We start from the raw sequence: 20,054 nt of genomic DNA on the forward strand, positions 1-20,054 counted from the left end.
AATAATTAAAAAATAGTATCCGTGAGTGTTGTTGTGTGTTTTGGATAATCTGTTGTAAAATGTAATCCCCTGCTCTCTTTACGCGCCATGGCTGATTTAATAACGATGAACGCAACTTGTATTACATTTCTGAGCTCACATAGCTTTACAGAGACCTTATTACGCTTATAAAACTCTTCCGTTTCCTCGTGTAATAAAAACAAGCGCCGCATCGCTCTGTCTAACCTAAAATCAGAACGTACAATACCTACATAGTCGCTCATTAATTTTTGCGTTTCACGTAAGTTATGCGTCACTAAAATATCTTCATCAGATTGCACAACACCTTCATCATTCCAGTCCGGAATATGATCTGGTATGACCACCTGATTGAATCTTTCGATGGCGTCCAGGAAAATACGGTGAGCAAATACCGGCGCCTCCAGTAAAGAATTTGAAGCGAGTCGGTTTGCACCATGTAAACCGGTAGAAGAACATTCCCCGCAAGCATATAAATTATTGATAGAAGACCGCCCAAATTCATCAACTAAAATTCCGCCACACATATAATGTGCCGCAGGCGTAACCGGAATTAAATCTTTTGTCATATCAATTCCGATAGATAAACACTTCGCATATATATTTGGAAAGTGTGCCAGAATGTCAGACTTTTTTTTGTTTCTGATATCCAGATAAACAAAATCTTCACCTGATTTTTTCATCTCTGCATCTATTGCCCGCGCGACAATATCACGTGGTGCAAGGGATCCGCGTTTGTCATATTCATACATAAATTCCTCTCCATTCTTCCGTCTCAGAACGCCTCCAAAGCCCCTTACAGCTTCCGAAATTAAGAAGGATGGATACTCTCCAGGGTTATATAAAGCGGTTGGATGGAACTGAATGAATTCCATATTCCTCACTTTTCCTTTTGCACGGTACACCATTGCCATTCCGTCTCCAGTAGCAATTACAGGATTTGTAGTGCTCGAATAGATGTGGCCAGCGCCGCCGGACGCCAGAACAGTCACCTTTGCTAATATCTTTTCCACATCGTTAAGCTCTGTGTTAAAGGCATATATACCAAAACAGTTAATATCTTTAGAGCTTTTGTCAACAAACTCACCGAGGTGATGTTGGGTGATTAACTCCAGACAGAAGTAATGTGTTAATATCTCTATGTTATCATTTTCATGAATTTGCTTCAGCAAAACACTCTCAATTTCATAGCCGGTTACATCCTTATAATGTAAAACACGATGCTCTGAATGCCCGCCTTCTTTTGCCAGATCATATACCCCCGCCGTATTCTTGTCAAAGTTGATTCCGTAGTCTATAATCTCCTGTATACGCTGAGGGCCCTCTGTGACCACAATTTCCACGATTTTCGGATCACATAGTCCATCTCCGGCAATTAAAGTATCATCTATATGTTTTTCAAAAGAATCATCTTTGTTAACAACTACAGCAACTCCACCCTGGGCATATTTTGTATTTGATTCGTCCTCATTTGACTTGGTAACGATGATTACCTTTCCGAATTTTGCGGCCTTCAAAGCGAAGCTTAAACCCGCTATACCCGACCCTATCACTAAAAAATCTGCTTTTCTCATTAAAATCTGTTAATTCGACGTGTTTGTTAACAACGTTAGAAAAATGTTAATTACTTGTCTAAATAAATAGAGCAACTATTTAAGAATGTTTAAAGCTAAGGTAAAATGAGAATTAGACACAATATTTTAAGTTATTTTTGAGCAACTTTGCAAGAGTTATTAACTTTTTACCCCCAACTAACTAATAAACATATTGATATTGATAAGTATTTCAGCAAAAAAATATCTCGTTGTATATCAGCTGATATTTTCAGAAAAAAATCAATGTTACTGTTAATAACTATATAACAACTCATAAAAACGAATTTAAAATCGAGAGTTACAAACATTACTAACACACTAATAAACAATAGAAGTCTATTTATATTAAATAATTATTAATTATTGAAACGTTTAAAATGGATACCTTAGAAGAATTAAATAGAAGAGGATTTATCGAAGAAAGTATCGACCCAACACTTGATCTTTTTGAAGAAATTGAAAAGTTAAAAAAAGAGAAAAATGCAATTGTATTAGCACATTACTATCAAGAACCTGATATTCAGGATATTGCGGACTATATTGGGGACAGTTTGGGACTTTCCCAGGAAGCTGCAAAAACAGAAGCTGATGTAATTGTGTTCGCTGGTGTGCATTTTATGGCCGAAACCGCTAAAATACTTTCTCCGGAGAAAACGGTTTTATTACCAGATTTGAAGGCAGGCTGTTCATTAGCAGATAGTTGTCCTCCACATTTGTTTAAAAAATTTAAAGAGAAATACCCGGATCACCTGGTGATTACTTACGTGAATTGTACAGCAGAACTGAAAGCAATGAGTGACATAGTTTGTACTTCAACCAATGCAGTACAGATTGTAGAAAGTCTGCCAAAAGAGCAGAAGATTATTTTCGGTCCGGATAAAAATCTGGGTGCCTGGGTAGCGAAAAAAACTGGCAGGGACCTGGTGCTTTGGAATGGAGCATGTATGGTGCATGAAATATTTTCGAGAGAGAAAATAACAAAATTAAAATCACGTCATCCGGGTGCTGTGTTTTTGGCCCATCCGGAATGTGAAGAAGCGGTATTGGAGCTGGCAGATTATATCGGATCTACTACAGGGATATTGAATTATGCGACAAAAAGTAATGCAAAGGAATTTATTGTAGCTACGGAAAGTGGAATTATCCACCAGATGGAAAAAGCGAATCCTACAAAAACCTTTATACCGGCGCCGCCAAATAATAACTGCGCATGTAACGATTGTCCGTATATGAAAAGAAATACACTGGAAAAACTGTATTTGTGTATCAAAAATGGTTTACCAGAGGTGACAGTGCCAGCTGATATTATCAGGGAAGCAAGAAAACCGATAGAAAGAATGCTTGAAATATCAGCCAGTCTTGGTTTATAGAACAGATAGGATGATGATTAAAGAATAAAATTATGTTTGAAAACAAAGAGCGTACAGATCTGGCAGAATTAGGTGAATTTGGCTTAATTCAGCATTTAACAGATAATTTTAAAATAAGACACGACAGTAGTGTTAAAGGGATTGGTGATGATGCTGCAGTCTTAAATTTTGGAGATAAAGAAATGCTGATTTCTACAGATTTATTGCTGGAAGGAATCCATTTTGATTTAGCCTATGTGCCCTTAATGCATTTGGGTTATAAGGCTGTTCAGGTCAATCTAAGCGATATTTACGCGATGAACGGGGTGGCTACCCAAATTACATTTTCTATTGGCTTGTCGAGCAAATTTCCGCTGGAAGCTGTGGAAGAAATTTACAAAGGGGTAGAACTGGCCTGCAATAAGTTCAATATAGACCTGATTGGGGGCGACACTTCTTCGAGTAAACAGGGATTGGTGATCAGTGTCACCAGTATCGGTTATGCTGATAAAAAAGAAATCTGCTACAGAAATGGTGCTCAGGAAGGTGATTTATTGTGTGTTTCGGGAGATTTAGGTGGTGCTTATGTAGGACTGCAGATTCTGGAGCGTGAAAAACAGATTTTCCTTGAAAATCCTAATATTCAGCCTGATCTGGAAGGAAAAGATTATATAATTGAGCGGCAGCTTAAACCAGAAGGCAGAAGGGATATCGTTGACTTGCTGGCACAAATGAAAATTGTTCCGACGTCAATGATCGATGTTTCTGACGGACTGGCATCAGAAATTATGCATATCTGCAAGCAATCTGAAAAGGGCTGTACGCTGTATGAAGATAAATTACCCATTGATCCGATGACTTATGAAACAGCCAGGGAATTGGGACTGGATCCAACTGTTTGCGCTTTAAATGGCGGAGAAGATTATGAATTAATGTTCACCATCAAACAGGAAGATTATACCAAATTAAAACATGATGTAGACATCAGTGTAATCGGTCATATCACTGATAAAGCTTCTGGCTGTAAAATGGTTTCAAAATCAAATGTGGTGCACGAATTGAAAGCACAGGGATGGAACGCGTTTAAATTATAAGCTTTCATCATCTAATAAAGCAGGGTCCAAAAACTTATGATCAATCTGTTTCGTAGTTTTTGCACCCAGCTTTTTAATTTTTTCTGAGGTATTAGCCAGATTCCCCGTACCGGTGGAAAGCTTGCCCAAAGCTTTATCGTAGGCATCCTGACTCTGCCTGATATTCCTGCCAATATTTTCCATATCAGTCACAAAACCTACAAATTTATCATACATGCTGCCACTCAGACGGGCAATCTCGAGTACATTTCTGTTTTGTCTTTCCTGTTTCCATATACTGGAGATCGTTCGCAGGGTTGCCAGTAGTGTAGATGGGCTTACCATGACCACCTTCCTATCCCATGCATAGTTAAAGAGCTCTGCATCTTTTTGTACGGCAATGCCAAAAGAAGATTCTATAGGAATAAAAAGTAATACAAAATCCGGAGAATTGATCTGGTAGAGTGACTGATAATTTTTTGCCGCAAGCTCCTGTATATGGTTTTTCAGTGAAAGTAAATGCTGTTTAATATAAACCTGCGTTTCTTCGTCGGTCTCGGCAGTGACCGACCTTTCATAGGCAATTAAAGAAACTTTTGAATCGATCACAATGTGTTTATCGTCAGGGAGGTCAATAATCACATCTGGCTGTAACCTGTTTCCGCCGAAACTGTTAAAACTGGACTGAATACGATATTCCTGGTCTTTTACCAGTCCTGAACGTTCCAAAATACGCTCTAAAATTACTTCGCCCCAGTTTCCCTGTTTTTTACTGTCACCTTTTAAAGCTTTCGTAAGGTTATTTGCATCTTCCTGAATCTGCTTACTCTGTATCATGAGCTGAGAAATTACTCCCTTGAGTATATTGCGCTCGTCAGACTCACTCTTATAGACCCGGTCTACCTTGGCCTCGAACGCTTTAATATTTTCCTTTAGTGGGCTTAAAATGATGTCGAGGTTTACCTTATTCTGTTCTGTAAATTTTGAAGTTTTTTCATCCAAAACTTTATTGGCGATATTTTCGAATTCCAGCTGGAATTTCTGCTGAAGTTCAGCAATATATTTTTCCTGTTCCAGTTGTCTTTTAAGTTGTGCATTGAGTACTTCTTCTGCCTTGATGGCCCGCGTTCTTTCATTCATAAAACCCATCCTGAGATCTACGAGTTCATCTTCCAGTCTTTGTTTTTCTTCTTTGTAAATGGATAAGGTTTTTTGGTGCTCAGCTTCTTTTAATTCCAGCAGCGGGTACAGATCTGTTTGTTTTGCAGATTTTCTAAAGACAATCAAAAGGAGAAGAAGAATAACTACAGCGAGTAAAGCACTAAAAAGAATATCCATTTGCTAATTTTTTTATCAAAAATCTGTATTATAAATCATTTTAACAAATTTGTTAGTATGTATTTAATTGACCAGGGGGTTCTCTTTTAAGTACATTCGGGGATAATTCGCAAATTGGGGAAATTGAATTGTGCATAATTTGGGGCGGCGGTTATTTTAAAAAGCGGACTGAAGGCCCATAAGTAAGGCTTTTCAATTTTTAGCCGGTGATATGGTTGATTGGGAACAATTTTTGATTTATGTGGATCAGGAAAGTTTATATTTAAAGATGGGAGCCTATTTGTTTTTTATAATTCCAATGCTGATCATCAGCATGTTTGTGCAATGGAAATTTCGAAGTAAGTTTTCCAAATATGCTGAAATGCAACTGAATTCCGGGTTTTCCGGTAAAGAAGTTGCCGAAAAAATGCTGCATGATAACGGAATATACGATGTACGTGTGATGAATGCTGATGGTCAATTGACTGATCACTATAATCCGGAAGATAAAACAGTTAATTTAAGCACTGATGTTTATTATGGAAGAAGTGTGGCCGCAGCAGCTGTAGCAGCGCATGAATGCGGACATGCTGTGCAGCATACCAAATCTTATCACTGGTTGCAATTCAGGAGCAGTATGGTGCCTGTAGTCAGCATCTCTTCCAATTTATTGCAATGGGTTTTAATTATTGGTATTTTATTAATAGGATTTACGGGGAACCCCGTTGTGCTGGGTATTGGTGTAATTGGACTGGCCATTATTACCATCTTCAGTTTCATTACGCTTCCTGTTGAATTTGACGCCAGTAAAAGGGCATTGATCTGGCTAAAGAATAACCATAAGGTCATGTATACCGAAGAGGAAAATGCGCAGGCTAAAGACGCACTATGGTGGGCGGCAATGACTTATGTAGTGGCAGCTTTAGGTGCTTTGTCTAACCTGCTGTATTATGCATCAATGTTATTCGGCAGAAACAGGGATTAGTTTAATCTGTAAGGAACAATCAGCTGAAATTCAGGAATATTCACAGTAAAATCTATATCATCGGCCATTCTGTGCATCAGGTAACTGCCGCTCATGGAGCCAATATCTGTAGTGAGGTTGCAACCGGAAACATAAGAATAGCTTTCGCCCGATTCTATGACAGGCTGCAAACCAACAACACCTTCACCTTCTACTTCTCTCTGCGTTCCATTGGAATCAAAGATAAACCACTGACGGCGCATAAGCTGAATGGTATATTCTGTTAAATTTTCTACAGTGATCTGGTATGCGAACATGAAATGTTCTTTCTCAGGATTAGAGTATTCATCCTGATAAACTGTATCTACTGATATTTTTATGCCTTCTGTAATCGCTGTAACCATTGTAAAATAATTATGGATTGTATTTTTCAAAAATCAAGCCACTTCGCTTTCAATTTGAATGTACTGATATTTATCTGACACTTCGTCTAAAATGCTGTGAATAATTTCAATATTGTCTTCTTTGACAAGTAGCATCCGGTAAGGTTTAAAATCTGGCAGTCCTTTGAAATAATTCGCATAATGACGTCTCATTTCAAAAATACCTAATTTCGGACCTTTCCAGGCGATAGATTTATCCAAATGCGTTCTGCAGGCAACTACTCTTTCCTGTAGTGTCGGACCAGCAAGTTTTTCGCCAGTTTTGAAGAAATGATTGATTTCTCTGAATATCCAGGGATAACCGATAGCTGCCCTTCCAATCATGATGCCATCAACTTCAAATTCCCTGCGCCAGTCCAGCGCCTTTTGCGGACTATCTATATCACCATTACCAAATATTGGAATCTTGATTCTGGGATTTCTTTTAATCTCACGGATCATGCGCCAGTCGGCCTCACCTTTATACATCTGCGACCTGGTCCTGCCATGGATAGTTAATGCCTGTATACCGATATCTTGTAGTCTTTCAGCTACGATATCTACATTTTTGGTATTATCGTCCCATCCTAAGCGTGTTTTAACAGTAACTGGTAAATGTGTCGCTTTAACTACTGCTTCAGTCATTTTAACCATCTTGTCTATATCCTGCAGCAATGCAGAACCTGCACCTTTACAGGCCACCTGTTTTACAGGACAGCCGTAATTGATATCGATCAGATCGGGACCGGCCAGGGTAGCAATTTCAGTAGCTTCCCGCATAGATTGGATGTCACTACCAAAAATCTGGATGCCAATTGGGCGTTCATACTCAAAAATATCCAGTTTCTGGCGACTTTTAGCAGCATCTCTGATGAGTCCTTCTGAAGAAATAAATTCAGTATACATCATGTCTACCCCGCTTTGTTTACATACAAAACGGAATGGCGGATCGCTTACATCTTCCATCGGTGCGAGCAATAAAGGGAAGTCTCCCAAATCTATATTTCCTATCTTTACAGACATTTTTCTATCTTCAAACAAATTTTAAAATACAAAGGTACAAAAATCCTCAATAATGAATTTTATTCCGGCACAGCGCACAGAAAATAGTGCTTATATACAGTTACTTATCCTGGCTTCCTACGTACTTGCAGGATTAATTGCGGGTACGATCTTAAGTTTTGCTGTATTATTCGGGATGTATGGAATGGAAATTTTTAATAATCCGCTTGCTCTTGCAGGTGATGATTCCCATTATATTTCCGGATTAAAAGCTGCACAGGTAATTACCACAGTTTTTATGTTTTTATTGCCTCCTGTATTGCTGGCCATCACAGAAAGGACCAAAATCACGGTATTTTATGGTTTCAAAAAACCGAAGCTCTTCATAATACTGATTGTATTCATGATCATGGCTTGCTCGCTTCCGCTGATGGAATGGTTAAGTGCAGCCAATCAGAAAATGGTATTGCCCGAATTCCTGAAGACAGTTGAAAACTGGATGAGAGAGAAGGAAGACGCAGCCATGAAAATGACGGTTTTATTACTTACTATAAATAATGTTTGGGATTTTTTAATCAATATTGGAATGATTGCCCTGTTGCCTGCAATCAGCGAAGAACTATTATTCCGGGGAGGTGTGCAGCGCTCTTTCCAAAAAATGTTTAACAATCCTCATGTAGCCATATGGTTGTCGGCCTTTATATTTAGCGCCATACATATGCAGTTTTTTGGCTTTTTCCCAAGAATGATATTAGGTGCGGCTTTTGGTTATATTTATTTGTGGACAGGCAGTTTATGGTATGCAATGCTCGCTCACTTTTTAAACAATGCATATGCTGTTTGTGTAGCCTGGTATCTGCAATTGCATCATATACCGCTGTCAGAAGCAGATAATTCTACAAATTTTAAATGGTATGGTTATTTAATTAGCTTAATTTTGACCATATTTTTATTCCAATACTTAAAGAAAAAAACGAATGGAAACCAACTGGACTAAAGTGTACACTACAGAAAACCCTGTAACAGCAGAAATTATTAAACAGGGATTAATTGAAAATGATATTGCTGCGGTGATTATGAATAAAAAGGATTCTTCTTATCAGACATTTGGCGTAATCGAAGTACTGGTCAACAAGAAAGACGTAGAAAAGGCAGAAGCATTTATTCAATCTTCTGATTCGGAATGAAAACCAGAGCAATAACGGCATTCTTTTTTACGATAGTAATGTTGGGTTCCATGTTCCTTGGTGCCTATACTTTCACCGCTTTTTACCTGTTGCTGAGCGTTTTCAGTCTGGCAGAATTTTATAAACTGATTAAAACATCCGGGATCAGGCCGCACCGTAATATTGCTTTAGCAGTAGGCGCATTGATATTTTTGGTCACCGCAGGTTATCATTTTCTGCAGTTTGAAACAAAATATTTGCTGATACTGATTCCATTAATTTTCTCTGTTTTTGTGGGAGAACTGTATAAAAAAGATAAAATTCCCTTTGCCAATATCTCCTATACTTTTGTAGGCTTTATTTACGTGACTATTCCTTTCTGTTTTTTCTATTCCCTCGGGTTTTTAAACAGCTGGACGACTTATAATTTTCATTTGCCACTGGCTTTCCTGCTCTTGTTATGGGCTAATGATACCGGCGCATATCTGTTTGGCAGGAAATTAGGAAGCCATAAGCTTTTCGAACGCCATTCGCCTAAAAAAACATGGGAAGGCTTTTTTGGAGGAATGCTGACCAGTTTATTGGTTTCATTTATCATCTCAACCTTTTTCAAGGAAATTTCCCCGTTGATATGGGCTGGAATGTCTATTCTGGTCGTGAGTTTCGGAACACTTGGAGACCTGGTTGAATCAATGCTGAAAAGAAGTTTAAATGCAAAAGACTCGGGCAGTTTACTACCTGGCCATGGGGGCTTATTAGACCGCTTTGACGGCTTATTAATCGCTGCACCGGTAGTTTATGCCTATTTATATCTATTACTTAGCTAAATTTCATTAAAGGAATATAATAGTTATGCTGGTTGACATTATATTTAAAGGGAATCTCGCTTCTTTAAACCTGCAATTTTTGAAAGACTTTCTTTTCGATTTTAAGAAAGTTCAGGTTCATTATCCAGAAGATAGTGTTCCTGAAAGTTTTGAGGAGATTGGAGTTATTCTTAATGATAATGTCTATGTTGATTTAACGATTGCAACAGATTTTTTGAATATAAATGAGATATTAGTTGAAAAAGTCTTCATTGGTTTTACCAAAAACTATGAAAATTTTGAATTACTTTTCTTTTTTGATATTCGTGACCTGAAACATTTGAATATTAAGGAGGCATTTGGTGAATTAATATATTGGACTGATTTTTTTACAACTAAGTATAGTTTCAACCACTATGTTTGCCAGATGGACAATGGAAATAAAAATGAGTATTATTTCGACATAAACGGTCTGGGTCCGTTGTATAAAGAGGCAATTGCCGATTTTGAAGCTAATTTATAAAGATCTGTTTCTTAAAGGTTTTAACAGGTATTCCAAACCGTTCAGTCTGATCTCATACATGGTGCCCAGTAACTCTCCCAATTTACCCGGAGGCAAACCTTTACTTTGAAACCAGACCAGGTAAGTCTCCGGCAAGTCACAGATCAATTTGCCTTTATATTTACCAAAAGGCATCTGGAAGGTCACCAGGTCATTTAACAGCTGTGGGTTCATGTAAGAGCTTATTGGGCGATCATTTCTAACATTTCTATTGCTTCATCTACCGTATTCAGATTTTCAAAAGCTATTCTTAAAGTATCTTTGACCTCTTTGAGGTTACACATCCGCGGATGCTGTTGTGCAAAAGCCAGTATTTTACCAAACATAGGAGAATCGAAGAAATTGGATTGTTTATTGGAGATAAAATAACCTCTGAGTACGCCTTTTTTAAAACTCAGCTTTTCAAAGCCCAGTCTTTTGGCCGACCATTGCAGGCGCAGCACTTTTAACATGGTTTTAACAGGCTTAGGTACATTGCCGAACCGGTCTTTCAATGACGTTTCAAAGGCTTCCAGCTGCTTTTCATCATCCAGCTTGGATAATTCTGTATAGAGGTTATACCGTTCTGTGATGTTCGTTACATAGTCGTCCGGAATATAAAGCTCCAGATCAGTATCTATCTGTGTAAAGGTAACAAAGGGACGTTCTTTCTCGTCTTTAAAGAGATCCTTGAATTCATCTGATTTTAATTCCTGAATCGCTTCATCTAAAATCTTATGATACATTTCAAAGCCTATTTCTGCGATGAAACCACTTTGTTCTGCACCAAGTAAATTACCACTTCCACGGATATCCAAATCGCGCATAGCGATATTGAAACCACTGCCTAAATCAGAAAATTCTTCAATAGCACTGAGTCTTTTCCTTGCTTCAGAAGTCAGTGTAGAGAGCGGCGGACTCAGTAAATAACAGAAAGCCTTTTTATTTGACCTTCCTACCCTGCCACGCATCTGATGAAGGTCACTCAGACCAAACATATGAGCATGGTTGATAATTATGGTATTTGCATTTGGAATGTCCAGACCGGCTTCAATAATAGTTGTAGCCACCAGCACATCCTTTTCTCCATTGATAAAATCGAGCATTACATCCTCCAGGGCATCCCCATCCAGTTGCCCGTGGGCAATACCGATCCTGGCTTTGGGCACCAGGGTTTGTATCAGTCCGCCCAGCTGAGGAAGATCATTCACCCTGTTATGGATAAAAAATACCTGTCCTCCCCTGTCCAGTTCAAACTGAACAGCTTCCTGTATCAGTTTATCATTGAAAACATGTAATTCCGTATTTACTGCCTGTCTGTTTGGAGGTGGCGTACTCATGATAGAAAGATCCCTTGCACCCATTAAGGAGAAATGAAGGGTTCTCGGAATTGGCGTTGCCGTCAATGTAAGCGTATCTACGTTGACTCTTAAAGCACGCAGTTTCTCTTTGGAAGTTACCCCAAATTTCTGCTCTTCATCAATGATCATGATGCCCAGATCCTTGAACTTGACATCCTTACTCAGTAAACGGTGTGTGCCGATTACTATGTCTACTTTACCTTCTGCAAGTTGCGCTAAGGTTTCTTTGATCTGCTTATTTGTTTTGAAACGATTGATATAGTCAACCTTACATGGAAAGTCCTTTAAACGGCCTGAAAACGTCTTGAAATGCTGCAATGCCAGAATGGTGGTAGGTACAAGAACTGCCGCCTGTTTACCATTGGCTACGGCTTTAAAAGCAGCCCTTATGGCAATTTCTGTTTTTCCGAAACCCACATCCCCGCAAACCAGCCTGTCCATCGGATGTGGTGCTTCCATATCCTTTTTCACGTCGTTAGTCGCCTTCATCTGATCCGGCGTATCTTCATAAATAAATGAAGCTTCCAGTTCTGTTTCCAGGTAGCCGTCAGGATCGAACGCAGTGCCCACCTGTGCCTTTCTCAATGCATACAACTTGATCAGGTCGCGGGCAATATCTTTAACTTTTTTTTTAGTCGTTTTTTTAAGTTTGTCCCAGGCCTCGGTACCCAGTTTATTCATTTTCGGGGCAGTCCCATCTTTTCCGCTATACTTAGCAATACGGTTAAGGGAGTTGATATTGACATACAGCAGGTCATTATCTGCATATACCAGACGAATCATCTCCTGTGTTTTGCCACTTACTTCTACCTTTTCCAGACCTGCATATTTACCGATACCGTGGTCTATATGCGTTACGAAATCGCCGGGTTTAAGGTCGCGCAGCTCCTTGAGGGTGATCGACTGACTACGCTGGTACCCCCTTTTGAGCTTGTATTTATAAAAACGGTCAAATATCTGGTGATCCGTATAAAAAGCCACCTGTTGAGCCGGATCTATAAATCCTTCCCTCAGCTGAATATTGAGCGGAATAAATTTGGCCGACTTGTCTATATCATCTAAAATTGCATACAGGCGTTCTGTCTGTTTGGCAGAAGAACTGCAGATGAAATTATGTACACCCTGTTTCTCATTCTCTTTCAGATTATGGATCAGCAGGTTGAAATCCTTGTTAAAAGAAGGCTGCGGTTTGGTATCAAAATGAATGACGTGATCTGTCTGATAAAAAAACTGCTTGCCAAATTCTACCATAGGGAAGTCGTGCAGGATATCCCCGATCATTTTCTCATCCGAAAATGCAAACTTCGGATCTATCCAGTCCATGTTCTCCTGCTTTTCTTTTGCAGGCAATGCTTTCCATAATTCCGTTGCTTTTTTATAGCCTGTTTTGATGACATCTAAAGCAAATGCAACATCCTTAAACCATAACTGTGTATCCTTTTCTATATAATCGAGCAGGTTGATATTACTTTCCGTGAGGTATTTCGACTGTACATTAGGGATAATCGTCAGGCTCTTTACATCTTCCACAGAAAGCTGACTTTCAATTTCAAATGTACGGATGCTTTCAATTTCGTCACCAAAAAATTCAATCCTGTAAGGCAGATCATGTGAGAAAGAGAAAATATCTACAATTCCTCCGCGGATAGAGAACTGGCCGGGTTCATAAACAAAATCACGACGTTCAAAATTATAATCAAACAGGAACTCATTGATAAAATCTATTCCAAGTTTGATACCAAGGCTGATTTCCAGTGTATTGTTTTCCAGTACGGATCTGTTGATGACCTTCTCTGCCAATGCTTCGGGATAGGTAACTACAATCTTGCCGTATTCGGAATGATGGTTCAATTCGTTCAGCACCTCTGCCCTGGCCAGCACGTTTGCAGTATCTACCTGGGTAAAATCAAAAGCCTTGCGGAAAGAGGAAGGAAACAACAATACCTCCTTCTCCAGGATACTCTCCAGATCTGACATAAAGTAGGCTGCCTCTTCCCTGTCCGGTAAAATAAACAACTGTGGTTTATGCAGCAGGAAATAGGTAGCTACAGCAATAGTCGCATCGGCAGAACCGACAAGACCTTTTAACTGCAATTTAGTACCTTTAGCCGAATTGAGTGCTTTTGCCAGTTCGACAATGCGCTCATCTGTTTTGTATCTGTTGATCAGGTCGCGGATATTCACGCTGTAAAGATAATATTTATGATTTGCTATCCTGTAACATTGCGGCCATTTATAACTCTAAAATTCAAAACCTTAAGATGAACAGATTTCCTGCGGAGCTCATTTTCTGGACAACAGCCTTAGTTTTACTCGCTACCGCTGAACCTCATCATCACCTGCAGGAGCATCATTTTACCTTTTGTCCCCTGGCCAATATGGGTATAGACTGGTGTCCGGGATGTGGATTGGGCAGGTCAGTTACCCAGCTTTTTCATGGGAACCTGCAGGAAAGTTTTAAAATGCACTGGTTTGGTGTGCCGGCAACACTGATTATCATGTATAGAATCGGAGTGTTAGGCAGGAATCAGTTTAAAAAGAATGTACTATTAAAGAATAAGGAGAATGATTATGTATAACTCACCATTTATGATGCTTCCGGGCATCTCACCACAGGAATTTTCTTACCTGCAAACGGCTACTACAGGTTTCAGTGAGCAACAGCTGAATGGGTTTTTAATGGTTTATAATAGCAAAAGGAGAAATCCGGACGATATGATCCTTTATTGTGTACTTGGGTTCTTTGTACCGGGTTTACCAAGATTTTTAACCAACCAGATCGGTTTGGGTATTTTGTATATGCTGACTTACGGATTGTGTGCCATAGGAACCATTATTGACCTGGTAAATTATAAAAGCCTGGCTTTTGAATACAACCAAAGAATGGTTTTTGAGAGCCTTCAGCTGGTAAAAATGGGAACAATAGCGCAATCTTAAAAACCTAGTCTTATCTTTACTGCATGAGATTATCCGTGCTGATTAAACATCTGGAAGAATATGCGCCACTGAATTATCAGGAAGATTATGATAATTCGGGATTGCTTGCGGGAAATCCTGATCAGGAAATTACGGGGGCCATGGTGGCACTGGACTGTCTGGAAGAAGTGGTTGATGAAGCTATTGCGCATAACTTTAACCTGGTCATCACCCACCACCCTATTGTTTTTAAAGGTTTGAAAAAGCTGACCGGGAAAAATTATGTGGAGCGTGTGCTGTTAAAAGCGATCAGGAATAATATTGCCTTATATGCCACCCATACTAATTTGGACAGTGTGTCGAATGGTGTAAATGGCGTGATCTGTAACAGACTGGGCTTACAGCAGGCTAAAATTCTGAGTCCCAAAAGTGGATTACTGAAAAAACTGGTTACTTTTTGTCCGCTTGCACAGGCAGGGATGCTGCGGGAAGCTTTATTTGCTGCCGGTGCGGGACATATTGCAAATTACAGTGAATGCAGTTTCAATGCAGAAGGTTTCGGAACCTTTAAGGCAGGTGAAAATACTGACCCCTTTGCGGGTGCTAAAGGTTTACAGCACCAAGAGCCGGAAGTACGGATTGAAACGATATTTCCAGCGCAGCTGGAGCGGAAAGTGCTGCTGTCCCTGTTGGAAAATCATCCTTATGAAGAGGTCGCCTATGATATTTATCCCTTGGAAAATAAATTAGCTACTGTGGGTGCAGGAATGATTGGGTGGCTGACAGATGAAATGGAGCTGAACGACTTTCTGCATTTTGTGAAGGACAGGATGAATGTAACTTTAATCAGGCATACACAAGATACCGGCAAAAAAATAAAGAAAGTAGCCGTTTGTGGTGGTTCTGGCAGTTTTTTGCTGAATCATGCCCTGGCTGCGGGGGCAGATGCTTTTATCACTGCTGATTTCAAATACCATGAATTTTTTGATGCAGATGGAAAACTGGTGATCGCAGATATCGGACACTTTGAAAGTGAACAATTTACATCTGATTTGTTGATTGATATTATTCGGGAAAAATTTCCTAACTTTGCGATCCGTTTAACGGAGCATAATACAAACCCCATAAATTATTTCATTTAATGGAACAAACTGTAGAGCAAAAGCTAAAGGCTTTATACGAATTACAAACCCTTCATACAAAAATTGATAAAATACGTCAGATCCGTGGTGAATTACCAATGGAAGTGGCTGATTTAGAAGATGAGGTTGCAGGATTGGAAACGCGTATACAAAAATTCAAGGCTGAATTGGATGAAACTGAAGATGCCATTGTAACGCGTAAAAACATGATCAAAGAATCTCAAAATTTGATCAAAAAGTATGACACGCAGTTAAAAGAAGTTAAAAATAATCGTGAATACGATGCTTTGACTAAAGAAGTTGAAATACAATCTCTTGAAATTCAGGTTTGTGAAAAGAAAATCAGAGAGCATGGATTTGAAATTGCTTCTAAAACTGAAATCTATGAAAAAGCACTTGCTGATCTTGAATCAAGAAAAAATGACTTAGACATCAAAAAAAGTGAGTTGCAAACGATTACTTCTGAAACAGAGAAAGACGAACTGGCTTTATCTAAAAAAGCGGAAAAAGCTGAAGGAGTAATTGATGAGCGTTTATTAATCGCCTACAGAAGATTGAGAGGAAATGCAAGTAATGGTCTGGCAGTAGTTACGATTGACCGTGATTCTTGTTCAGGTTGTTTCAATCAGATTCCACCTCAGCGTCAGTTAGACATTCGTCAACGTAAAAAAATCATTGTATGTGAGCATTGCGGAAGGGTTTTAGTAGATGAGGCTTTAACACAAGAGTCTGTTGCTGTATAATTAAGCATCAAAATATATCAGAAAGGTCAGATTTTTATCTGGCCTTTTTTTGTTTTAAATTTCCGCATTCAAAACAAAAATCGTCATTGGGAGTTATATTGATCATATTATGATATCTTCTGTTATTGCCAAAAGTCCTGTCAGCCGGCTTTTCAAATTGTCACTTTTATCTGTTTTCCTTTTCTTTCCAGCTGCCGTTAAGGCAAATTTTGATTTCAATGCGAATTGCTTGAAAGCATATCAGTACATTTTTGAACTGAAGCTGAATGCAGCGAGACAGTTGATCAGCAATGAAAAAAGAATCCATCCGAAGAATGCAATCGTACCGCTTTTAGAAAATTATGTGGACTATTTCCATCTGATCACGACAGAGAGCAAAGCTGATTTTGACCGGCTTAAAGAAAAAAAATCTGTACGGATAGATCAGATTGAGGATGAAGATGATAACTCTCCCTACTATCTGTATGCTCAGGCAGAAATTAACCTGCAATGGGCACTCATCAGAGGTCGTTACGGGGAATTTTTTGCGGCGGCAAGAGAAATAAAAAAGGCGAATTCACAATTGCTGGAAAACAGTAAAAAATATCCTGGTTTCCATCTGAATGGTAAAGGACTGGGCATGATTAATATATTTTTAGGTAATTTACCAGATGGTGTGCTGAAGAGTACCTTATCCACCTTTGGCATCAGAGGGAATGTGCAGACAGGTATAATGATGCTGGATAAGCTGGCTCAGAACCTGCCTAAATCTTCCTATGAGCCATTTTATGAAGAGGTTGTCTTCTATTATGCATTTGTTTTATCGGATCTGGTCCATGCACCCGATGCTTATGCGAAAACAATGCGTTATACTGCACGAATATCGGATCAGAGTTTATTAAAGGCCTATCTGCAGGCCTATGTATGTGCAAGAAATGGCCATACAGATGAAGCGATTACTATTTTGGGCGACAGGCCTACGGGGGAAGCCTACCAGCCATTTGCATACCTGGAGCTGCTCACGGGGATCGCCAAGCTCAATAAACTGGATTATTCTGCCGCTGCCAATTTCAAAAGATTTTTACAGCTAAATAAAGGTGATAACCATATCAAAGATGCTAACCTTCATCTTGGATGGGTAGCCCTCTTAAATGGCGACACAGGGCTTTATAATGCCGCTGTTATCAAAGTTAAGCAGTCGGGGTATACTTACAGTGACAAAGATAAGCAGGCACTAAATGAAGCTAATGCTTTGCGGCCCGATACGGAGCTGCTCAAAGCCAGGTTATTATTTGACGGAGGTTATTATCAAAAGGCACTGAAAGCGCTCTCAGATGTCAATACTGATCGGTTTAAGAATGACAGGGATAAGGTTGAATACCAGTACCGTTTAGGGCGTATCCATGATGAGCTGGGCAGAGACGATGAAGCGTTACAGGATTACCAGCGAACCATCAATGCAGGAAAAAGTCTTAAATATTACTACGCAGCTACGGCTGCGGTTAATATGGGAAAAATATACCTGAAGAAAAAGAATAGTGCTAAGGCAAAGGCGTATTTTAATCTCGCTATCAATATGAAAAACCATGAATATGAAAACAGCATAGAAGCTCAGGCCAAAGATGGCCTGAGACATCTGTCTGACTAATTATTTGTGGTTTTTTTCTGTCAACGCCGCATCTGTGGCAACCAGTGCTCCGGTAGCACCAACAAGAGCTACCCCCACCATTGCTTTTCCGAATCCGGTAGTTCTTGAATTGTAAATAACATTGCCTGGTTTTGCGGCGTAATCTGTCAGGGCTGATGGATTAGCTCCCGTCCTGATCATACCGGAAACAAAAAATTCATGCTGATAAGCAAACATTTGTGGCTGATTGCCTTTTAAAGTATACAGAGTCAGGTAACTTCTGAATTTCAGTGGAGAATTTGCGGCTGAAAAACCAGCTTCTTTTACATGTACTATACCAGTGCCATCATTATAGTTCAGGGCAGATTTTTTAAATAACGAATCAGGAACTTTATACATTTCAACCTGATTTAAAGTGTAGGTGGTCCTGCTCACTTTAGATTTAGGTGGAATAAAGCTTTCTTCTTTGGAAAGTTTCGCGGTCGCATTGATGTTTCCGTCTGTATACGTGCTGCCGTGATAATATCTCGTACTGCTGGAAGAGGTTTCGCCGGTAATTTTTACTTCATCGTCAACAAAGCTATAGGATTTATCGCCTACAATTACTGCAGAACGCTGCCAGTTGACGTATAAAGGCTCATTCAATTTATTGTAAACGTCCACGTGCATAGGTGCATTATCACCTGTAAAACTGTAACTGATTCGAAGTGAATCGTTTTCCAGGTTAAAGGTTCCGGTGGAATCAGGTTGAGCACTCCCCGAACTGGAAACTGTGCTGAGCAGATAGGATGTGCAGGAGGATAGCATGGCTACCGCACCGAATAAGAGAAATAATTTTTTCATGGTTTTCTATTTGTGTAACCGAATATAAATAAAAAACCATGAAAAAATTAATTGTAACTTAAAATTTATATATGAATGCATTGATGTGCATTCCCGCCCCTACAGAGGTAAAGACGGCATATTCTCCTTTATTTACTTTGTAGCCTTCTACCTGGCCTTTGCGTACCAAATCCAGCAATGTGGGTATAGTTGCTACCGAACTGTTACCTAACCAGGAAATCGTCATCGGCACCAGATTTTCTGGTACCGCATCCAGATCGTACAATTTAAACAGCCTTTTCATGATGGCATTGTCCATCTTGCCATTAGCCTGGTGTATAAAAACGGTTCTGATATCTTCAATAGAAAGACCTGCTTTATCTATAGCCATTTTTACCACTTGGGGTACATTGATAACGGCAAACTCATATAATTTACGACCGTTCATTTTAAGATAGGTATTGCCATCTTTCAACTCCGGGTTGAAGCTGTTGCCCATCACCAGTAAGGATGCGAAATTACCGGCAAATGTTTGTGTTTTATGGGCGATAATACCTGTAGGCTCGTCACTTTCTGCAGCTTCAAAAACTACTGCACCAGCGCCGTCAGAGAAAATCATGCTGTCACGGTCATGTGGATCAATGATCCTGGAAAGGGTTTCTGCACCGATCACGAGTACACGTTTGGCATCGCCACTTTTAATCAGGTAATCTGCCTGTATAGAGCCCTGAACCCATCCTGGACAACCGAAGATAATGTCATAACAAACACAGTCAGGATTATTGATCTCCAGCTGCTGTTTAACCTTTGCAGCCAGGGAAGGCAAAATGTCCATGCGGTTACTGCCATGATGAATATCACCAAAATTGTGGCAAAAGATAATGTGGTCTAACGTCTCCTTGTCGATACCAGCGTCATCTATCGCTCTTTGTGCAGCTATTGCGCCGATATTACTGTTGAGCAGATGATCATCTACATAACGTCTTTCTATAATTTCAGTGATGTCTGAAAACTTACTGATAATTTCAGTGATATCTTTTTCAATCAGGACGCCATTTTCGTAAAAAGTGGAAGTTAAAAAAGATTCCCCCGAAATAACTTTCTCCGGGATATAACTCCCTGTACCTGCTATTACTGAATGTAGATGCTTATTATTACTCATTTTGAACCGTATACTGTTTTAGTCTTTAGTATAAAATTACTATAAATAT

General features: G+C 39.4%; 20 protein-coding genes. 12 read left to right on the forward strand and 8 right to left on the reverse strand.

Annotated elements, in window-relative coordinates:
* Nucleotides 1-5: 5 nt before the first annotated feature.
* Entirely contained in the window at nucleotides 6-1,592 is a 1,587-nt protein-coding gene (nadB, locus tag OQX62_RS00620; protein ID WP_265829341.1) for an L-aspartate oxidase, read from the reverse strand.
* A gap of 398 nt (nucleotides 1,593-1,990) precedes the next feature.
* On the opposite strand from nadB, the gene nadA reads away from it, so the two are divergent.
* On the forward strand, nucleotides 1,991-2,983 hold the full coding sequence (nadA, locus tag OQX62_RS00625) for a quinolinate synthase NadA (RefSeq protein ID WP_265829342.1): 993 nt from the start codon (nucleotides 1,991-1,993) through the stop codon (nucleotides 2,981-2,983).
* Between the two features lie 32 nt (nucleotides 2,984-3,015).
* Nucleotides 3,016-4,056 (forward strand): thiamine-phosphate kinase, encoded by a 1,041-nt coding sequence (gene thiL / locus OQX62_RS00630; RefSeq protein WP_265829343.1) that lies wholly within the window; start codon nucleotides 3,016-3,018, stop codon nucleotides 4,054-4,056.
* On the opposite strand, the gene OQX62_RS00635 is transcribed toward thiL, so the two are convergent.
* Nucleotides 4,051-5,373, reverse strand: coding sequence for a DNA recombination protein RmuC (locus tag OQX62_RS00635; RefSeq protein ID WP_265829344.1), 1,323 nt, complete (start codon nucleotides 5,371-5,373; stop codon nucleotides 4,051-4,053). The genes thiL and OQX62_RS00635 overlap by 6 nt on opposite strands.
* Before the next feature lie 268 nt (nucleotides 5,374-5,641).
* On the opposite strand from OQX62_RS00635, the gene OQX62_RS00640 reads away from it, so the two are divergent.
* Complete coding sequence (locus tag OQX62_RS00640; RefSeq protein ID WP_265830142.1) at nucleotides 5,642-6,337, forward strand: zinc metallopeptidase; 696 nt, start codon at nucleotides 5,642-5,644, stop codon at nucleotides 6,335-6,337.
* Here OQX62_RS00640 and apaG read toward each other — a convergent pair.
* Nucleotides 6,334-6,720, reverse strand: coding sequence for a Co2+/Mg2+ efflux protein ApaG (apaG, locus tag OQX62_RS00645; RefSeq protein WP_265829346.1), 387 nt, complete (start codon nucleotides 6,718-6,720; stop codon nucleotides 6,334-6,336). The genes OQX62_RS00640 and apaG overlap by 4 nt on opposite strands.
* A gap of 33 nt (nucleotides 6,721-6,753) precedes the next feature.
* Complete coding sequence (gene dusB / locus OQX62_RS00650; protein ID WP_265829347.1) at nucleotides 6,754-7,761, reverse strand: tRNA dihydrouridine synthase DusB; 1,008 nt, start codon at nucleotides 7,759-7,761, stop codon at nucleotides 6,754-6,756.
* A gap of 52 nt (nucleotides 7,762-7,813) precedes the next feature.
* Here dusB and OQX62_RS00655 point away from each other — a divergent pair, with 52 nt between their 5' ends.
* From OQX62_RS00655 to OQX62_RS00670, 4 genes are all read left to right on the forward strand, one after another.
* Complete coding sequence (locus OQX62_RS00655; RefSeq protein WP_265829348.1) at nucleotides 7,814-8,737, forward strand: CPBP family intramembrane glutamic endopeptidase; 924 nt, start codon at nucleotides 7,814-7,816, stop codon at nucleotides 8,735-8,737.
* Entirely contained in the window at nucleotides 8,718-8,927 is a 210-nt protein-coding gene (locus tag OQX62_RS00660; RefSeq protein ID WP_265829349.1) for a DUF2007 domain-containing protein, read from the forward strand. The genes OQX62_RS00655 and OQX62_RS00660 overlap by 20 nt, the downstream gene beginning before the upstream one ends.
* Nucleotides 8,924-9,733 carry a phosphatidate cytidylyltransferase gene (locus OQX62_RS00665; RefSeq protein ID WP_265829350.1) on the forward strand — a complete coding sequence of 270 codons (810 nt, stop codon included), beginning with the start codon at nucleotides 8,924-8,926 and terminating at the stop codon, nucleotides 9,731-9,733. Before OQX62_RS00660 ends, OQX62_RS00665 begins: the two co-directional genes overlap by 4 nt.
* 79 nt (nucleotides 9,734-9,812) lie before the next feature.
* Nucleotides 9,813-10,235 carry a hypothetical protein gene (locus tag OQX62_RS00670; RefSeq protein ID WP_265829352.1) on the forward strand — a complete coding sequence of 141 codons (423 nt, stop codon included), beginning with the start codon at nucleotides 9,813-9,815 and terminating at the stop codon, nucleotides 10,233-10,235.
* Here OQX62_RS00670 and OQX62_RS00675 read toward each other — a convergent pair.
* Together OQX62_RS00675 and mfd are read right to left on the reverse strand one after the other, a co-directional pair.
* Nucleotides 10,230-10,448, reverse strand: coding sequence for a DUF3820 family protein (locus OQX62_RS00675; protein ID WP_265829353.1), 219 nt, complete (start codon nucleotides 10,446-10,448; stop codon nucleotides 10,230-10,232). The genes OQX62_RS00670 and OQX62_RS00675 overlap by 6 nt on opposite strands.
* 8 nt (nucleotides 10,449-10,456) lie before the next feature.
* Nucleotides 10,457-13,798, reverse strand: a complete 3,342-nt coding sequence (gene mfd / locus OQX62_RS00680; RefSeq protein ID WP_265829354.1) for a transcription-repair coupling factor — start codon at nucleotides 13,796-13,798, stop codon at nucleotides 10,457-10,459.
* A gap of 77 nt (nucleotides 13,799-13,875) precedes the next feature.
* On the opposite strand from mfd, the gene OQX62_RS00685 reads away from it, so the two are divergent.
* The 5 genes from OQX62_RS00685 to OQX62_RS00705 all read left to right on the forward strand — a co-directional run bounded on the left by OQX62_RS00685 (nucleotide 13,876) and on the right by OQX62_RS00705 (nucleotide 18,042).
* A complete protein-coding gene (locus OQX62_RS00685) occupies nucleotides 13,876-14,193 on the forward strand; it encodes a DUF2752 domain-containing protein (protein WP_265829355.1) in 318 nt (105 codons plus the stop codon).
* Entirely contained in the window at nucleotides 14,186-14,551 is a 366-nt protein-coding gene (locus tag OQX62_RS00690) for a TM2 domain-containing protein (RefSeq protein WP_265829356.1), read from the forward strand. The genes OQX62_RS00685 and OQX62_RS00690 overlap by 8 nt, the downstream gene beginning before the upstream one ends.
* Before the next feature lie 23 nt (nucleotides 14,552-14,574).
* Complete coding sequence (locus OQX62_RS00695) at nucleotides 14,575-15,672, forward strand: Nif3-like dinuclear metal center hexameric protein (protein ID WP_265829357.1); 1,098 nt, start codon at nucleotides 14,575-14,577, stop codon at nucleotides 15,670-15,672.
* Entirely contained in the window at nucleotides 15,672-16,415 is a 744-nt protein-coding gene (locus tag OQX62_RS00700; protein WP_265829358.1) for a zinc ribbon domain-containing protein, read from the forward strand. Before OQX62_RS00695 ends, OQX62_RS00700 begins: the two co-directional genes overlap by 1 nt.
* Nucleotides 16,416-16,524: 109 nt before the next feature.
* Nucleotides 16,525-18,042: a tetratricopeptide repeat protein gene (locus tag OQX62_RS00705; protein ID WP_265829360.1), complete on the forward strand. Its 1,518-nt coding sequence runs from the start codon at nucleotides 16,525-16,527 to the stop codon at nucleotides 18,040-18,042.
* On the opposite strand, the gene OQX62_RS00710 is transcribed toward OQX62_RS00705, so the two are convergent.
* Together OQX62_RS00710 and OQX62_RS00715 are read right to left on the reverse strand one after the other, a co-directional pair.
* Nucleotides 18,043-18,864, reverse strand: coding sequence for a lipoprotein (locus tag OQX62_RS00710; protein WP_265829361.1), 822 nt, complete (start codon nucleotides 18,862-18,864; stop codon nucleotides 18,043-18,045).
* 58 nt (nucleotides 18,865-18,922) lie between these two features.
* The gene (locus OQX62_RS00715) at nucleotides 18,923-20,005 is read right to left on the reverse strand and encodes a 3-oxoacyl-ACP synthase III family protein (protein ID WP_265829362.1); all 1,083 of its coding nucleotides are present in this window, start codon (nucleotides 20,003-20,005) and stop codon (nucleotides 18,923-18,925) included.
* Between the last annotated feature and the right edge of the window lie 49 nt (nucleotides 20,006-20,054).

Source organism: Pedobacter sp. MR2016-24 (genome assembly GCF_026239655.1).
GTDB lineage: Bacteria > Bacteroidota > Bacteroidia > Sphingobacteriales > Sphingobacteriaceae > Pedobacter.